Annotated in this window: 15 protein-coding genes; 3 read left to right on the forward strand and 12 right to left on the reverse strand. The window is 58.6% G+C overall.

Annotation, left to right across the window (positions count from 1 at the left end; genetic code table 11):
• Positions 1–66: 66 nt before the first annotated feature.
• The 3 genes from brnQ (G5332_RS19075) to G5332_RS19085 all read right to left on the reverse strand — a co-directional run bounded on the left by brnQ (G5332_RS19075) (position 67) and on the right by G5332_RS19085 (position 4,008).
• Positions 67–1,344, reverse strand: coding sequence for a branched-chain amino acid transport system II carrier protein (brnQ, locus tag G5332_RS19075; RefSeq protein WP_254204564.1), 1,278 nt, complete (start codon positions 1,342–1,344; stop codon positions 67–69).
• 457 nt (positions 1,345–1,801) lie between these two features.
• Positions 1,802–3,106: a branched-chain amino acid transport system II carrier protein gene (gene brnQ / locus G5332_RS19080; RefSeq protein ID WP_270905671.1), complete on the reverse strand. Its 1,305-nt coding sequence runs from the start codon at positions 3,104–3,106 to the stop codon at positions 1,802–1,804.
• 191 nt (positions 3,107–3,297) lie between these two features.
• Positions 3,298–4,008 (reverse strand): tRNA1(Val) (adenine(37)-N6)-methyltransferase, encoded by a 711-nt coding sequence (locus G5332_RS19085; protein WP_139408756.1) that lies wholly within the window; start codon positions 4,006–4,008, stop codon positions 3,298–3,300.
• 119 nt (positions 4,009–4,127) lie between these two features.
• Between G5332_RS19085 and srmB the strand changes: the two genes are divergently transcribed.
• On the forward strand, positions 4,128–5,351 hold the full coding sequence (gene srmB, locus G5332_RS19090; RefSeq protein WP_005343175.1) for an ATP-dependent RNA helicase SrmB: 1,224 nt from the start codon (positions 4,128–4,130) through the stop codon (positions 5,349–5,351).
• A gap of 72 nt (positions 5,352–5,423) precedes the next feature.
• On the opposite strand, the gene G5332_RS19095 is transcribed toward srmB, so the two are convergent.
• Genes G5332_RS19095 through rnr form a run of 4 tightly spaced genes read right to left on the reverse strand, consistent with a single transcriptional unit; the run spans position 5,424 to position 9,650 of the window.
• Positions 5,424–5,879 (reverse strand): GNAT family N-acetyltransferase, encoded by a 456-nt coding sequence (locus tag G5332_RS19095; RefSeq protein WP_421249625.1) that lies wholly within the window; start codon positions 5,877–5,879, stop codon positions 5,424–5,426.
• Between the two features lie 56 nt (positions 5,880–5,935).
• Positions 5,936–6,508 (reverse strand): Crp/Fnr family transcriptional regulator, encoded by a 573-nt coding sequence (locus G5332_RS19100; protein ID WP_201938658.1) that lies wholly within the window; start codon positions 6,506–6,508, stop codon positions 5,936–5,938.
• Between the two features lie 2 nt (positions 6,509–6,510).
• On the reverse strand, positions 6,511–7,260 hold the full coding sequence (rlmB, locus tag G5332_RS19105; protein ID WP_421249626.1) for a 23S rRNA (guanosine(2251)-2'-O)-methyltransferase RlmB: 750 nt from the start codon (positions 7,258–7,260) through the stop codon (positions 6,511–6,513).
• On the reverse strand, positions 7,257–9,650 hold the full coding sequence (gene rnr, locus G5332_RS19110; protein ID WP_421249627.1) for a ribonuclease R: 2,394 nt from the start codon (positions 9,648–9,650) through the stop codon (positions 7,257–7,259). The genes rlmB and rnr overlap by 4 nt, the downstream gene beginning before the upstream one ends.
• A 134-nt stretch (positions 9,651–9,784) precedes the next feature.
• Between rnr and G5332_RS19115 the strand changes: the two genes are divergently transcribed.
• Positions 9,785–10,807 (forward strand): GGDEF domain-containing protein, encoded by a 1,023-nt coding sequence (locus G5332_RS19115; protein WP_005343157.1) that lies wholly within the window; start codon positions 9,785–9,787, stop codon positions 10,805–10,807.
• A gap of 130 nt (positions 10,808–10,937) precedes the next feature.
• Here the strand turns inward: G5332_RS19115 and ompA are convergent, their stop codons facing one another.
• Together ompA and G5332_RS19125 are read right to left on the reverse strand one after the other, a co-directional pair.
• A complete protein-coding gene (gene ompA, locus G5332_RS19120) occupies positions 10,938–11,975 on the reverse strand; it encodes a porin OmpA (RefSeq protein WP_227341426.1) in 1,038 nt (345 codons plus the stop codon).
• Positions 11,976–12,240: 265 nt separating this feature from the next.
• Entirely contained in the window at positions 12,241–13,278 is a 1,038-nt protein-coding gene (locus G5332_RS19125) for an SGNH/GDSL hydrolase family protein (RefSeq protein ID WP_421249629.1), read from the reverse strand.
• Positions 13,279–13,532: 254 nt separating this feature from the next.
• Here G5332_RS19125 and G5332_RS19130 point away from each other — a divergent pair, with 254 nt between their 5' ends.
• On the forward strand, positions 13,533–13,919 hold the full coding sequence (locus G5332_RS19130; protein WP_421311545.1) for a YgiW/YdeI family stress tolerance OB fold protein: 387 nt from the start codon (positions 13,533–13,535) through the stop codon (positions 13,917–13,919).
• A gap of 85 nt (positions 13,920–14,004) precedes the next feature.
• On the opposite strand, the gene mltC is transcribed toward G5332_RS19130, so the two are convergent.
• The 3 genes from mltC to mutY form a co-directional block, all read right to left on the reverse strand.
• A complete protein-coding gene (gene mltC / locus G5332_RS19135; RefSeq protein ID WP_031227922.1) occupies positions 14,005–15,108 on the reverse strand; it encodes a membrane-bound lytic murein transglycosylase MltC in 1,104 nt (367 codons plus the stop codon).
• Between the two features lie 117 nt (positions 15,109–15,225).
• The gene (locus G5332_RS19140; RefSeq protein WP_005335828.1) at positions 15,226–15,498 is read right to left on the reverse strand and encodes an oxidative damage protection protein; all 273 of its coding nucleotides are present in this window, start codon (positions 15,496–15,498) and stop codon (positions 15,226–15,228) included.
• An 8-nt stretch (positions 15,499–15,506) separates the two neighbouring features.
• Entirely contained in the window at positions 15,507–16,559 is a 1,053-nt protein-coding gene (gene mutY, locus G5332_RS19145; RefSeq protein WP_374811379.1) for an A/G-specific adenine glycosylase, read from the reverse strand.
• Positions 16,560–16,732 lie beyond the last annotated feature (173 nt).

The following is a 16,732-nucleotide window of genomic DNA, read 5'->3' on the forward strand; positions in this document are numbered from 1 at the left end:
ACGGATCCGGCAGAAACAGAAGAGGCCAGCAGATGCTGGCCTCCTTGCTATCTCGTTGTTTCTGAATCAAGCCGCCTCGGCAGCCAGCTTCTCGGGCGGGCGAACCACCATCCCTACCACGCAAGCCAGCAGGGTCGGCATCAGCCAGGCAAGGCCATTGTCGAACAGCGGCAGGAAAGCAAACGCATCCATCTTCATACCGGCAGCTCGCAGCCCATCCAGACAGCCAAACAGAAAGGCGACCGCCAGCACGCCGCGAAACACCCGCCGTGGATGGGCAAACCACCCCTTGAGGAAGGTGAGCAGCACCAGCGCGATGGCGACCGGATAAATGGCCACCAGCACCGGGATGGAGAGGCCGATCAATTCGCTCAATCCCACATTGGCCACCAGTGCACAGAGCGCCCCCAGCAGCATCACCCAGTTGCGATAGGCCCAACCTGTCAGGCCATGGAAGTAGTCAGCACCGGCACAGAGCAGGCCGACCGCACTGGTAAAACAGGCCAGGGTGATGATGGCAGCCAGAATAAACTGACCCGGTTGGCCAAACAGGCTCAGGACGTAGGCATTGACGATAGCGCCGCCATTGCTGATATCGCTCGCCACCCCACCGGCGCTGTTGCCCAGCTGAAAGAGTGAGACATACACCGCCGACAACCCGACCGCCGAGATCAAGCCCGCAATGGTCAGATATTTGAACTGGCTGCGATAATCCTCAATCCCCTTCTGGCGCAGCAACCCGATGATCAGGGCGCCAAACATCAGGGAGGCCAAGGTATCCATGGTGTTGTACCCCTCCAGCATCCCCTTGGTCAGGGCTGCATCTATGTACTCACCGCTGGCATCAGGCATGGTGCCCTGCGGCGTCATAAAGACCCCGACCGCCAGAATAAGCAGCATCGCCATCAGGGCTGGGGTCAGATACTTGCCGACCGCATCGAGCAGTTTGCCCCGATCGAGCGCCACCAGGATCACCAGCGCAAAGAAACTCAGGGTGTAGATCAGCAGCCCCTCATGACCGGCATCGCCGAGCCAGGGCTTGAGCCCCATCTCGTAGGCGACCAGACCGGTGCGGGGAATGGCAAAGGCGGGCCCCATGATGATATAGATGACGATGGCCAGCGCCGTCGCCACCCCGGCGGGCAGATAGCGGGTCATTCCGGTCCAGCCACTCGCGCCGCCCCCCGAACTCCCCTTGGCCACCGCAATCAGGGTGATCAGCGGCAAGCCCACTGCCGTCAGCAAAAAGCCGCACATGGCGGCCAGCAGATGCTCACCAGCCATAAAACCGGCCAGCGGCGGAAAAATGATATTGCCAGCCCCCAGATAGAAGGCAAACGTCATAAACCCCAATCCGAATACGTCGGACAACTTCAATGATTTCGTCAAACTCAACCTCATCTGCCTTATCAGCTTGTTATTGATTGCACCCACTGCCTGGCAGATAACCGGTAACAATACCTCTCGCCCCCACACGGCCCTCGGACCGGATGAGGCGCACCACCTTTAGCATAAAGAAGAAGAGTTCGATCTCAATCACCAATTAATATCTTGAAACAATTTACTGCTGCGGAATTAATCGCCGAACAACTCGGCGTTCCATAAACAGGTGTCACACGTGGCGTATGGGAGGTAAGAAGGGGGGAACAGGTTATAGCGGCCAAATACGGCTGCTCAGATGCTATCTGCGAACGGTGACAACTACGGCAGTGTAAAGCGAGGCGAGAAACGAAGCTCACAGAAAACAAAAGAGCCTGCACGGGGCAGGCTCTTGCTCTTGGCAATATCACATCGGGCGTGATCAGGCAGCTTCGGCAGCCATCTCGGTCGGACGCACCATCATGCCAACTACGCAGGCCAGCAGGGTCGGCATCAGCCAGGCGAGGCCCTTGTCGAACAGCGGCAGGAAGGCGAACGCATCCATCTTCATGCCGGCAGCACCCAGACCATCCAGGCAACCGAACAGGAAGGCAACCATCAACACGCCACGGAACACCAGACGGGGACGGCCGAAGTAACCCTTCAGGAAGGTGACCAGTACCAGCGCCACGGCAACCGGATAGATGGCAACCAGCACCGGAATGGAGAGGCTGATCAGCTGGCTCAGGCCCACGTTGGCCACCACGGCACAGATAACGCCCAGCAACACCACCAGCTTCTTGTAAGCCATGCCGGTCAGATTGTGGAAGAAATCGGAACAGGCGGAGATCAGACCGACTGCAGTGGTAAAGCACGCCAGAGTGATGATGGCCGCCAGAATGAACTGACCCGGCTGACCAAACAGGCTCAGTACGTAAGCGTTGACGATGGCGCCACCGTTGCTCACATCGGTCGCCACACCGGCTGCAGTGTTGCCCAGCTGGAACAGGGAGACGTACACCACGCTCAGACCAACGGCAGAGATGAGGCCGGCAATGGCCAGATACTTGAACTGGCTCTTGTAATCGTTGATGCCTTTCTGGCGCAGCAGGTCGACGATCAGAGCACCAAACATCAGGGACGCCAGGGTGTCCATGGTGTTGTAGCCTTCCAGGATCCCTTTGACGAAGGGGCTGTTCTGATAGTCACCGGACGCATCAGGCATGGAGCCTTGCGGTGCTACGAATACCCCGACCGCCAGAGTCAGCAGCAGCAGCATCAGTACCGGAGTCAGGTATTTGCCGATGGCGTCCATCAGCTTGCCCTGGTTCATGGAGACTAGAATGGCCACACCAAAGAAGATCACGGTATAGGCAGCAAGACCAACCTGACCCATGTCACCGATGAACGGCTTGAGGCCCATCTCGTAGGCAACCAGACCGGTACGGGGCGCGGCAAAGGCCGGGCCGATGATGATGTAGATGGCAACGGCCAGCGCAGTCGCGACACCGGCAGGCAGCAGCTTGGTCATGCCAGCCCAGCCGTTACCGGCTTTCGCAACGGCCAGAATGGTCACCAGAGGCAGGCCCACGGCAGTGACCAGGAAGCCAAACATCGCCAGGGAGAGGTGCTCACCAGCCATGTAACCGGCCAACGGCGGGAAAATGATGTTACCGGCGCCCAGGTAGAAGGCGAAGGTCATAAACCCTAATCCGAGTACATCGGACAATGTGAGTGATTTCGTCAAGTTCAACCTCGTCTGTCTTGTAAATTATTGCTTGTTATAGTTTTTATCGGTCGCTGACCGGGTGTGTTCAGGGGGTATAAAAAAAGAGCCCCGCATGTTTTTTCATCGCAACCAGTGGTTTTAGCTGGTCTGGAGCGGGCGCTCGATCTGGAACCAGCATAATGGCGTGAAAAAATAGTTCAAGACGAAATTTACATCTTCAAATAGAAGGGGTTGGTCAGTTGGATATATCTGTCGGAATAGGCCCCATCAGCAGAATGGATCACAATTTCACCCCTCTCACACCTGTTTAATCCTCTGCCAAGTAGCAATAAAACACGATTTGCCTCTTTACCCTCTCTGGTGATAACAGCTGTATAACAAATGCCATGCAGATCATAATTCGCCGAAATGCATAAAATTTCATCGGCCATCGCCGTCGGCAGCACCAGCGCCACCTGCCCGTTCGGGCTCAGCAAACGATCGCAGGCCGCCAGTAATGCGTGGCTGTCGAGGGCTCCGGTATGGCGGGCCAACGCCCGCGCCGGATCGCTAAATGACTGGCCTGCCACGAAATAGGGAGGGTTGGAGACGACAAGATCGTAAGGGGCTGCCTGATAATCCTGAATGGCACTCTCTATGACGGTCACCCGATCGGCCCAGGGAGAGGCAGCCGCATTCTCCCGCGCCTGGCTGGCCGCATTAATATCCAGTTCGACCGCATCAAGACGGCAGTCAGATCTGCTGCGCTGGGCCAGCATCAGGGCGATCAGGCCGCTGCCGGTGCCGATATCGAGCACTCGACGCGCCTGTTCGACCGGCGCCCAGGCACCGAGCAAAATGCCATCGGTACCCACCTTCATGGCGCAGCGATCGTGATTGATATGGAACTGTTTGAAGGTAAATCCGCGACTACGTCCCATCTGGCCCCCGTCATCTGCAAAAATGGTGGGCGATTATAGCGGCTAAGACACACTCACCAATAGGAGCCGACGAGATAATCGCCTATAATCTGCCGTTTCCTTAATGACCGAGTATTGCCATGAGCCAGTCCTTTGATGATTTCGACCTGCACCCAGCCCTCAACCGGGCCTTGGCCGAGATGGGATTCACCCGCCCCACCACCATCCAGCAGATGGTGCTGGAGCCAGCCCTGGACGGCCGCGATATTCTGGCATCCGCACCGACCGGTACCGGCAAGACCGCCTCTTTCCTGCTGCCGGCACTCCAGCACCTGCTGGACTTCCCGCGCCGCAAGCCGGGCCCCTGCCGCATGCTGATCCTGACCCCGACCCGTGAGCTGGCGCTGCAAGTGACCGCCCACGCCAAGGCGCTGGCGGCTCACACCAACCTCAGCATCGAGACCATCATCGGCGGCGTCAGCCATGAAGAGCAGCTGCCTGCCCTGACCAAAACCACCGACATAGTGGTGGCAACCCCGGGCCGTCTGCTCGAGTACATCGAGAAAGAGGAGTTCGAGAGCCACGACATCGAGGTGCTGGTGCTGGACGAAGCGGACCGCATGCTGGACATGGGCTTTATCAAGGATGTGAACCGCATCGTGGCCGAAGCGCGCTACCGCAAGCACACCATGCTGTTCTCCGCCACCCTGGAAGGGGCCGGCCTTGAGAAGTTCGCCAACGAGATCCTCAAGGATCCGGTGGAGCTGCATGCCGAACCGCCCCGCAGCGAACGTCGCCCCATCACCCAGTGGATCCATCTGGCCGATGACGCCGCCCACAAACTGGCGCTGCTGACCCATATCCTGAAAGATCCGGAAACCCAGAAAGCCATCATCTTCGTCAAGACTCGCGAGCGTCTGGCGGAGCTCTCCGGCCAGCTGCAGGCTGCAGGTATCTCCTGCGCCTGGATCCGTGGCGAGATGGAGCAGAGCAAGCGTATCGAGTCGATCCGCAAGTTCCACGAAGGGGAAGTGCCCTTCCTGATCGCCACCGACGTCGCCGCACGCGGCATCGATCTGCCGAACGTCAGCCATGTCATCAACTACGACATGCCCTACGGCGCCGATGTCTACGTCCACCGGATCGGCCGTACCGGCCGCGCTGGCAACCGTGGCTGTGCCATCAGCCTGGTGGAAGCCCACGACATGGCGATGGTCGCCAAGATCGAACGCTACACCGAGGAGCGCCTCAAGCGCCGGGTGATCGACGAGCTGCGCCCGAAACACAAGGAAGCGCGGGTACCGGTGAAGAAGAAAAAGCCGGTCGACAAGAAGAAGTCCGCCAAGAAGAAAAAGAAGAAGTGATCGCCTGGCGATAAAGAGAAGGGCCATCCCGCGGGATGGCCCTTCTGCATTCTGAATCACTCTGACGAGTGGTTATGCCGCCACTCTGCGCATCCCCATATGGGGGATATCATCTTCGAGATAGCCTTCCCCTTCCGCCACAAAACCGTGTTGGCCGTAGAAGCCTTGCAGATGGGCCTGCGCCCCCAGCCAAATACTGTGAGTCGGCCAGCGCGCCTCGCACGCCTTGACCGCCTCGCCGATCAGCTTATGACCAAGACCACCGCCGCGCGCCTTGGGTGAGGTCACCACCCGGCCGATGGCGGCACTGCTCTCATCGCCGATGCCGGGCGCCATAATCCGCGCGTAAGCAGCAAGCTGGTCGCCCTGATAGCCGAGCAGGTGCCAGACCCCATCGCGGCGATCGAGCCCGTCCAGATCCTGAAAGGGGCAGGTCTGCTCCACCACGAACACCTCGGCCCGCAGCGCCAGCAACTCATACAACTCGTCAGTGGTCAGTTCAGACCAGGGTTTCAGGATCCAGTTCATCGGCAACTCCTTATCAGTTCGGCCTGCCAGCATAATCGTGGCGCCAGCGCCCTGCATTAACCTTTGTTAAGTTCTTTCAGCCGTTTGCGAATGCGGCTCAGGCTGATGGGAGTAATGCCAAGATAGGCGGCGATCTGGTGGTCGGGCACTCTGGCATCGAGTGCGGGAAAGCTGTCGAGAAAGTGCTGATAACGCGCCTGCGGGCTACCGGTCAGCAGCAACTGCTCCTTCTCCTCCTTGATGCGCAGCTGCACCTCCAGCAGGTGCTGGTACCAGCGCGGCCAGCCGGGCAACTGGCGCAAGTCGGCCAGACTGAACAGCTGCAGACGGCAGGGCTCCAGCGCCTCCACGCTGTAGCGGGCTGGCTCGCCACTGAGCAGGTGGTGGAAGTCGAGAAACTCGTCCCCCTCCCAGTAGAACTCCTTGATGTACTCGCGGCCATCTTCCAGCACCAACTTGGCCCGCAGCAACCCCTGCTCCACCCTGACCAGCAGATCCGGGCTGTCGCCAGTATGCCAGAGGCAGCTTTTCGGGCTGAGGGTCAGCGGGCGGGCAAAAGAGAGGAGGCGCGCGGCCTCCTCTTTATCTGCGACCTGCGCCCAATCGAAGGGGGGTCTGTCAGTCAGCATGATTAACCGCGGCGCTGACGCACGGCTTCAAACAGGCAGACGCCGGTTGCCACCGAGACGTTGAGGCTGGATACCGCCCCTGCCATCGGGATGCTCACCAGCTCGTCGCAGTGCTCGCGGGTCAGGCGACGCATACCTTTACCTTCGGCACCCATCACCAGCGCCATCGGGCCGGTCAGTTTGGCCTGATAGAGGTCGTGATCGGCCTCGCCAGCGGTGCCGACAATCCAGACGCCGCGCTCCTGCAATTCGCGCAGGGTGCGGGCCAGGTTGGTGACCTGAATGAGCGGCACCAGTTCGGCGGCGCCACAGGCAACCTTGCGCACGATCGGGGTGAGACCCGTGGCCTTGTCCCGCGGCACGATGACAGCATGAGCCCCGGCAGCATCGGCGCTGCGCAGGCAGGCGCCGAGGTTGTGCGGGTCAGTAACGCCATCCAGCACCAGCAGGAAGGGCTGGCTCTGTTGTGCCGCCAGCTCGTCCAGCAGGCTGGCCAGATCGTGCTCGGCCAGCTTCGGCGCCTCTTTCACCCGGGCCATGATACCCTGGTGATTGTTGCCTTCCGCCTTGTCATCAAGGGTCTTGCGGTTCACGCTCTGCACCTTGAGACCGAGGGATTCCAGCTCGGCCAGCAGAGGTTGCAGCCGGTCGTCATCCCGCCCCTTGAGGGCCCACACTTCGATGAAGCGCTCGGGAGTGCGCTCCAGCAGCGCGGATACAGCGTGAATGCCGTAGATCAGTTCAGTACTCATTTAGTGCTCTTGGCCTTATCGCGAGCCTTTTTGCTCGGTCGTCTGTTGCTCGGTTTGGCGCGGCCACCCTTATCGGATTTGCCGTGATCCTTGCCCTCTTTACGTTTTTCGTGGCGCTGGGCGCTCTTGGCCTTCTCTTTCTTGATCTCGGCCTGTTTGCGCGCCATCTCTTTGGCGTTCTTGCCGGTGGCCTTGAGCGGCTCTTCCACCATCAGGAAGTCGATCTTGCGATCATCCAGGTTCACGCCCATCACCTTGACCCGCACCTTGTCACCCAGACGGTAGCGACGGCGGAAGTTCTCGCCAATCAGCTGCATGTGCAGGGGATCAAACTGGTAGTAGTCGTTGGTGAGGGTGCTGACGTGCACCAGACCGTCGATGTGGATCTCCGCCAGACGGACGAAGAAACCAAAGCCGGTGACGCTGGCGATAACGCCGTCAAACTCGTCACCCACGTGATCCAGCATGTACTCGCACTTGAGCCAGTCGGCCACGTCGCGGGTCGCATCGTCGGCACGGCGCTCGGTCATGGAGCAGTGCTCGCCCATCGGGTCCACTTCTTCCAGCTGGTAGTGATAACCACCGCTCGGGGTCCACTTGTGGCGCAGATTGCCCTGCTGCTCCTTGGCGGTCTGATACTTGATCGCCCGGTGCAGGATCAGGTCGGGATAGCGACGGATTGGCGAGGTGAAATGCGCGTAGGACTTCAGGGCCAGACCGAAGTGACCGATGTTGTCAGCCTGATAGATGGCCTGACGCATGGAGCGCAGCAGCATGGTGGAGAGCAGCTCCGCATCCGGGCGCCCCTCAAACTTGGCGGCCAGCTCGGCAAAGTCTTTCGGCTCGGGCTCGAGGCCACCTTTGAGCTCCAGACCCAGTTCGGCCAGGAAGTCACGGAAACCGGTCAGACGCTCTTCACCCGGACGATCGTGTACCCGGAACAGGGCGGCAGCTTCGTTCTTCTCGATGTAGCGGGCGGCAGCCACGTTCGCCTGGATCATGCACTCTTCGATGATCTTGTGGGCGTCGTTGCGCACCAGCGGCACAATGCGGTCGATCTTGCGCTGGGCGTTGAAGATGAAGCGGGTCTCCTCGCTCTCGAACTCCACCGCGCCACGCTGATGGCGGGCATGCTTGAGCGCCTTGTAGAGGTTGTTGAGCTCCTCGATATGGCCCACCAGCGGATCATACTGCTGGCGCAGCTTGGGATCGCCATCGAGGATCGCGGCAACCTTGGTGTAGGTGAGACGGGCGTGAGAGTTCATTACCGCTTCGTAGAACTTGTAGCCGGACATGCGACCAGCGGCGGAGATAGTCATCTCGCACACCATGCAGAGGCGGTCTACTTGCGGGTTCAGGGAACACAAGCCGTTGGAGAGCACCTCCGGCAGCATGGGCACCACGAACTCGGGGAAGTAGACGGAGTTGCCGCGCTGATAGGCTTCGGCATCCAGCGCCGTGCCGGGCTTCACGTAAGCGGAGACGTCAGCAATGGCAACCCACAGACGCCAGCCACCACCGCGTTTGGCTTCACAGAAGACGGCGTCATCGAAGTCACGGGCGTCTTCCCCGTCGATGGTCACCAGCGGCAGGGCGCGCAGGTCGATGCGGCCCTCTTTGGCTTTCTCCGGCACCTGCTCACCGAGACCGGCAACCTCTTTGGTCACCTCTTCCGGCCAGGTGTGCGGGATACCGTGGGTACGCAGGGCAATTTCGATCTCCATGCCCGGCGCCATGTTCTCGCCCAGCACTTCCAGTACGGTGCCGACGGCATTGATGCGGGAGGTAGCGCGCTGATTGATGCGCACAACCACGACCTGGCTTTGGCGAGCCCCTTTGTTTTCCCCTTCCGGGATGATGATGTCCTGGCCGATACGGCTGTCATCCGGCACCACGAAACCAACACCATTCTCGACGAAGTAACGGCCGACAATGTCAGCCTCACGGGACTTGAGCAGGCGCACCAGACGCGCTTCCTGACGACCCTTGCGGTCAATCTCGGTCGGCTGTACCAGCACGTAATCGCCATGCATCAGGCGTTGCATCTCTCGGTTGTTCAGATACAGATCCGGACCACCACCTTCCGGACGCAGAAAACCGAAGCCATCCTTGTGGCCGATTACATAACCTTTGACCAGATTCAGGCGATCCGGCAGGGCATAACATTGGTTGCGAGTGAATACCAGTTGTCCATCACGCTCCATGGCGCGCAGACGACGACGCAAGGCTTCCAACGGCTCTTCATCTTTCAGCTTGAGGACCTTGGCCAACTCTTCACGGGACATGGGCTTTTCATGGCCCTTGATGAGTTCCAGGATCAACTCGCGACTGGCGATGGGGTTATCGTATTTTTCGGCCTCGCGTTCGAGGAAAGGATCTTTTTGAGACATAAGCAGGCCTTAGGGTAGGTGGTAACGGTGCCATTATATCGGAGGGGGGGGCGAATGGCATCCATCGGCTGCCTTTTGGCCAATCTCTCTGTCATACTATCTTCAGTTCGCTGGCATGATGAGACACAGAACTCATGAGTAAGGACACATTTGCCCAATCCGCCGCCTATCTCAAACAGGCAGTTCCCCTGATGATCAAGTACCAAATCCCCACGACGCCGGACAACTACCACCTGTGGTACAACTATGTCTCGGCCAGCATGCCCGAACTCAACCAGGCGATCGATCAAGCCATCAAACTGCAGGGAACCTGCTCGCTCACTACCTGCGAGCGCCTCTATCACCAATATCTGGCTGCGCAGGACGAACAGCAGATGGAGGCGATGAAGCTCAACCTTGCAGCCATGGCCAACGAGCTCGGCCACTCCATGCAGGATGCCATCTCCGATACCGGTATGTTTCAGGAGATGCTCGACAAGAGCTTCGACAAGTTAAGTAAGATCGACGATGAGGGGCTGAGCCTGGAAGATACCATGGGCATCTTGCGAGACTTGGTGCGCGAATCGCGGGATGTACGCATGTCCACCATGCACTTTCGCAGCCAGCTCAGCAATGCCGAGAAGGAGATCAAGGAGCTGCGTGCCGCGCTCAACGAAACCCGCAAACTGGCCAACGAGGATGCACTCACCAACCTGCTCAACCGCCGCGCCTTCGATCTGGAGCTGGAGGGGTTGATCCGCAGTCAGCACCCCTTTTCACTGATCCTCGCCGATATCGATCGGTTCAAAAATTTCAACGACGAGTACGGTCACCTGCTCGGCGATCAGGTGCTGCGTGCCTTCAGCAAACGGCTGCGCGATGCCTGCAAGGAGGGGGTCACCGCCTATCGGCTGGGTGGGGAAGAGTTTGCCATGCTGGTTCCCCATCGCTCGCTGGCACTGGCTAGGCAAATGGCAGAGAGCATGCGCCGTTCCATAGAGCGGATGTCGATTCTGGATCGCAAATCTGGCCGCCGCATCGACCACATCACCGCCTCGTTTGGCGTGGGCGAGTTCAACGGTCAGGAGAGTGCAGACTGTCTGGTCGAACGTACCGACAAGCTGCTCTACAAGGCCAAGGAGCTGGGGCGCAACCGGGTGATGCCGCTCCCTTCCTGATTTGTCCTCTGTCCGACCGCAATGCCAATGTAAAAAGCCAGTCAGCTCAACTGACTGGCTTTTTGGCCTCTCTTGCTCCAACAGGGGCTGTTAATTCCAGCCCCTGTGGAGAGCTGCTCAGTGTGAAAGATTACTCCTGCACCTCGCTGACACCTTCGACTTTCACATCAACACGGCGATCCGGAGCCAGGCAGACGATCAGCTCACGCTTGGACTTGCTGACGCAGCTGTCGCCGGTAACCGGTGAGGATTTACCACGCCCTTCCACATTGATCTTGGCGGCCGGGATCCCTTTACCAACCAGATAGTTGGCGACGGTCTGGGCACGCTGCTCAGAGAGTTTCTGGTTGTAGGCATCGGAACCGATACGGTCGGTGTGACCAATTACGGTTGCCACGCCATCTTTGGGTCGAGCCTCTTCAATCTGGCTGTAGAGGCTATCCAGAGCCTGACTGGCCTCTGGCTTGAGGGTCGCCTTGTTGAAGTCAAACAGCACATCAGAGCTCAGGGTGAACTGCTTCTCGACCATCACAGGCTCGGGAGCCGGGGCTGGTGCCGGAGCGGGTGCCACGGGGGCAACCTGACCAAAGCGATAAACCGCTGCCAACGACAGCAAGCCGTTATCCATTCTCAGGCCGGTATCATCACGGCTGCCATACGGGGTGGTGTACTGGTACTCTAGGCGAGCAGCCCAGTCGAGGTTAAACGCATACTCGGCACCCAGAGCACCGACCATGACAAAGCGGCTGTCATCCTTGTAGAGATCGCTCTTGGTATCAGCCCAGCCATAACCGCCACCGACACGACCATACAGATCCAGATTATCGGTAACCGGGAAACCCAGTTTCAGGGTCAGTTGGGCCAGCTGTGCTTTCACTTCATCACTGAAAGCGCCTGCCGCCGTAGTCGCATCGTATTTGTAATTGCCCAGGTAGTCGTAACCCAGCTCCAGCCCCAGATTTTTGTTGATCTGATAGCCGCCGAACACACCCGCACCCAGGGCATCGTTGGTCTCATTGCCAAGCGTCAGGGCATTGCTTTCATCAATGCCGTAGAAGTTGGACCAACCCAGTTTGGCACCACCATACCAGGTGTTGTCCTGACCGGCCGCCTGGGCATTGGCCGCCAGCAAGCCGGTAACCAGCAAGGTAATCAATGATTTTTTCATATCTGAGCCTCTGCAACTTTGTGTAGGAGGAGGTTGATTGATATCAACTCGTCTTCTAGGCGCAATCGCCCAAAAGCGATCACTGCAGATAAACGTTAGCCTATTTTCAAGTCACTGATATCAATTAACAAAAAACACTCTAACGCAACCACGTTACAAAAACAGCAACAAACGTTTGTTATTTGAACTGAATGTGACGCAAAAAGACGCACAGATGAGGGCTGAAAGGGAAAAAAGGCCAGCAACATGCTGGCCCGAAGCGATATCAGTGACGAACAAACTCGTAGTGCTGATCGATAAAGTCAGCAACACGCTGGCTCAATACCTTGTGCACCGTCTTGGTCGGATGCACCTGATCCCAGAACATATGCTCATCGCAGTTGAGAGTCGCTGCTCGCCCTTTTGCCTGCCCGCTCACCACCGCCTGCGCCAGGATCGGGTTACCGGCAATAGCCACTCTTTCGGAGACACTCAAAGCCGGGGTCGCAGCCACCTCGGCGGCGCTGCCGGAGAACGGCTTCCACATATAGCCACCACCGTAGCAGGCGTGCTCAGTGTCACTCAGACCAAACTGCTGGGGATCGCGCATCATCTCGTCAAACTGCTTGTCCACTTCGAACAGCTTCACGATGCCAAGGGGAGCCAGCTCGCGAGTGAGGTTCTGCAACTTCTGGTTGTGGTAGCTGGCCACATGGCGCACCTTCTCCACCACCTTCATGCTGCGGGCTGACGGGGTCTGCCCCAGATCAGGAATGTTGAACAGCAGGATCTGCTGCGCGCCGTTGAGCACCAACCGGTTGGATGCCAGCCGGATGGTATCGATCACCCGATCCGCATCCCGCTCGGTGTTCCAGCCATAGGCCAGATAGTCGTTGGCACCGACCCAGATCACCACCAGATCATCGGGGCGGAACTTGTCCTTTTTCAGGAACTGATCGATCTCGTAATCGAGATTATTGATCACCTGATATTTGGGATCCCAGGACCAGAAACCGAGCCAGCCGTTCAGGGCGCCCAGATGGTTATAGGCCACCGCGGTTGCACCGCCTTCCGCCTCGTTGGCCACGACCAGACCGGGGAAACGCTCGTCACCCAACTGCTCCAGCCACACCGGGCCGTTGCTGAAGCGCCCGTTGAAGTAGGGTGGGCTGGAGGGGAGATACCCCCGCATCTTTTTGTACATCTTGCCGGTGTCGGAGAGGCTGTCACCAAACATCACAACCCGGGAAAAAGGTTGGCGTCCTTCTGCCGCTTGCGCGGTCAATGCCATTAACCCCAATAAACAAACAAGCCATTTTTTCATATTGTTATGCTCTTCGATTAAGCAGGTGAGACCTGCGGACTTCTCCTCGAGTGGCGACAGGCATGGGAAGAGTCTGCTGCCACTGACTTCTGGTGAAGGCGACAGATTACAGTTCCAGATGAAATCACACATGTTCCGCCACCGATGAAATCGCTTGCGCTCACAAAACAGACAATCACACCAGCCTATTTCTTTCACGCTTGTTTCACGCCCCCCCCGGCACAATGCCCTCATACCAACGACAGGAGTATGAAATGAACAAGGCAAGCGCAAGCGTAATCGGACTGTTGACCCTGATGTCTGTCTCCTCTTTTGCCATGGCGGCCTATACCGGCCCGCAGGAGCAGAACAAGGTTTCCGTTGCTCAACTGAAAGATCTGGCCGATGACAGCTGGACCACCCTGGAAGGGAAACTGGTCAAGCACCTGGGCGGCGAGAATTATCTGTTCCGTGATGCCAGCGGTGAGGTGGAGGTCGAAGTGGATCAGGATGTGTGGCGCGGCACCGAAGTGGGCCCGGATGATCAGATCCGCATCCGTGGTGAAGTGGACCACAGCTGGAACAAAACCGAAGTGGAAGTGAAAACCCTGGAGAAAGTGGGCGCGGCCCCGCAGACCAAGGGCGGCTTTATCGCCAAATAAGGCCACTTCAACGACGAACTGGCCAGACGTTAAAAGGGCGCTTGATATCAAGCGCCCTTTTGCATGGTTAACCCAGCGTCACAGCTTAACCGGCCCGACTAGAAAAAGCTCTCTTGAATCCCTTCTCGGCCTGATTGACTTTGTAGAGGTAACGGCGCGCCTCCTCTTTGGGATGTTGCTCGGTCAACACCTGATATACCGCCTCGGGGGAGAGCCGGTTGATCCGGCCCGGCGCCGCCTTGCGATCGCTGGAGAAGGTATTGAGTACCCCGCCCGCACCACCGTTATAGGCGGAGATCACCGCATAGCGACGGGAGCGCGGATCCTGAATATCCGCCAGATAGACGGTCTGCAACAGGTGCAGGTAGGCGGTACCGACATCGATGTTGTAGGCCGGATTGAACAGCTCCTCCCGAGTCGGCTGGCCGTTCTTGCCCTTGACCCGAACATAGACGTCACGACCGGCGGTAGCCGGGATCACCTGCATCAGGCCATAAGCGTTGGCATGGCTCACCGCATAGGGGTTGAAGCTGCTCTCGGTCTTGATCACCGCATAGATCAGGCTCTCCGGCACGCCGTATTTGCGCGACGCTTCCCGGATGATCCCCGCATACTTGTAGCCCCGTCGATCTTCATGGTTGGCCACCATGGGAATATCGACGAAGAAGATGGTGCGAATCCCCAGAGTGCGCTTCTTCATCGCCGTGTTGAGCAGGTAATCGGCATAACGCTCGGCGCGCCAGGAGGCGCGGATTGGCTGGCGCTGATTGTCCAGCACCTGACCATAGAGGAAAGGCTCGCCGCCGGTCAGAATTTCCCGATCGGAGTAAAGATCCACTTCGGCCGGATCGTCCGGCGTCAGCAGGGTCTCGATAATGGCGCGACGCAGGTGAGCGCGGGGATCGATGCCCGAGACCGTCTCCACCATGATGTGACCGCTGGAGAAGTCGATATGGGCCCGGCTCTTGTACTGATCCGTGTATTTGACGTAGTCAAACTTGCCCGCAAACAGCGCCTCCCGCCCCCATATCTCGTTCACGTTATGGGAGAGCGCGCTGATCATGTGTTCAAAACCGCGGATGTCCTTGCCGTTGACCAGATCGTCATCCTCACTCCCGCTGGGCTTGGGGGAGGATGAGCAGGCAGAGAGAAACAGCAGGGTGCACAGCAGCCAAAAAATTCGGCCCATAGGATCCTCAAACCGGGCAGCAGAGCTGCCCATCATTCATTTGCTGCGACTTCAGAAGCGGTCACGCCAGTGTGGCGCCATTCCCGCACCTGTTCACACGTACAACAGCCGGAGAGCTTACTGGGCAGGCGGGGTGTAACCTTCGATCTGCACTTCACCTGCATCAAACAGGTAGCTGACCATCTCTTTTTCCAGCAGTTGGCGATGCTCAAGATTCATCATGTTGAGCTTTTTCTCGTTGATCAGCATCACCTGCTTCTTCTGCCACTCGGCCCAGGCTTCCTTGCTGATGTTGTCAAAAATCCGCTTGCCGAGCTCACCGGGATAGAGTTGGAAATCCAGACCAGGGCCCTCTTTTTTCAGGCGTTGGCAAAATACAGTACGGCTCATGTTGACCTCTATGGTTGTAACTCTGGATAGGCGAGGAGACGGGCCGTGGCAGCCGCCAGCCCCACCTCGGCAGGATGGCGTAAGTTATACCAGAGTCGGTTATCTGCTTCCATGAGCCGCAGCGGCTGCGCCTCATCAATGTCAATCAGCAACGGCTGAATATCGAGATGGAAGTGGCTGAAAGTATGGCGAAAACCGGCCAGTTCACGATAACCGTGATGGCTCAGGCCGAGGGATTCCAGCAGACCATCCACCTCCGCCAGCGAGGCCACCTGCGGGAAGCAGTAGAGCCCGCCCCAGATCCCCTGCGGCGGCCGCTTCTCCAGCAGCAGCTCATCACCATGGCGGATCAGCAGCATGATGCCATCGCGAGCCGGAATGCTCTTCTTGGGCTTACTGTTGGGATAAGCGGTAGGCTTGCCTTGCGACAGCCCCTGGCAATCGGCCCGCACCGGACAGCGATCACAGGCAGGCTTGCTGCGGGTGCAGATTGTCGCCCCGATATCCATCATCGCCTGATTGTATTGCGCCACGCCCAGTTTGGGAGTGAGCCGGATGGCGATCTCCCACAGCTCGTTCTCCACCTGTTTTTGGCCGGGCCAGCCCGGCAGCGCCAGCCAGCGGGTGAGTACCCGCTTCACGTTGCCATCAAGGATGGCGTGGGGCTGACCCAGAGAGAGCGACAGCACGGCCCCGGCGGTTGAGCGGCCAATCCCCGGCAGCGCCATCACCTCGTCAAAGCGCTCGGGAAAGAGACCGTGGTGGTGATCGCGGATCTGCTGGGCCGCCTTGTGCAGGTTGCGGGCCCGGGCGTAGTAGCCAAGCCCGGTCCAGTGGTGCAGCACCTCGTCGACAGGGGCATCGGCCAGCGCCACCACATCGGGGAAGCGCGCCATAAAACGCTGGTAATAGGGAATCACGGTAGCGACTTGGGTCTGCTGCAGCATGATCTCCGAGACCCAGACCCGGTAAGGGGTCTTCTCCTGCTGCCAAGGCAAGGTTTTGCGGCCATGAAGCTCATACCACTCCAGAACCCGGCTTGCGAAGGTTGATTGATTCACGTTGTTCTCATGTCGTTGATATATGGGGAACTCTGCGGTTCCTTCGGCTCATCTGGCCTGCGCGGGCATAAAGTCATCCCGCAGCACAGCGCCAGCTGTCTGGTGTCTGGTGTCTGGTGTCTGGTGTCTGGTGTCTGGTGTCTGGTGTCTGGTGTCTGGTGTCTGGTGTCTGG

It is taken from the genome of Aeromonas sp. 603757 (assembly GCF_049171255.1).
GTDB classification, from domain to species: Bacteria; Pseudomonadota; Gammaproteobacteria; order Enterobacterales; family Aeromonadaceae; genus Aeromonas; species Aeromonas veronii_A.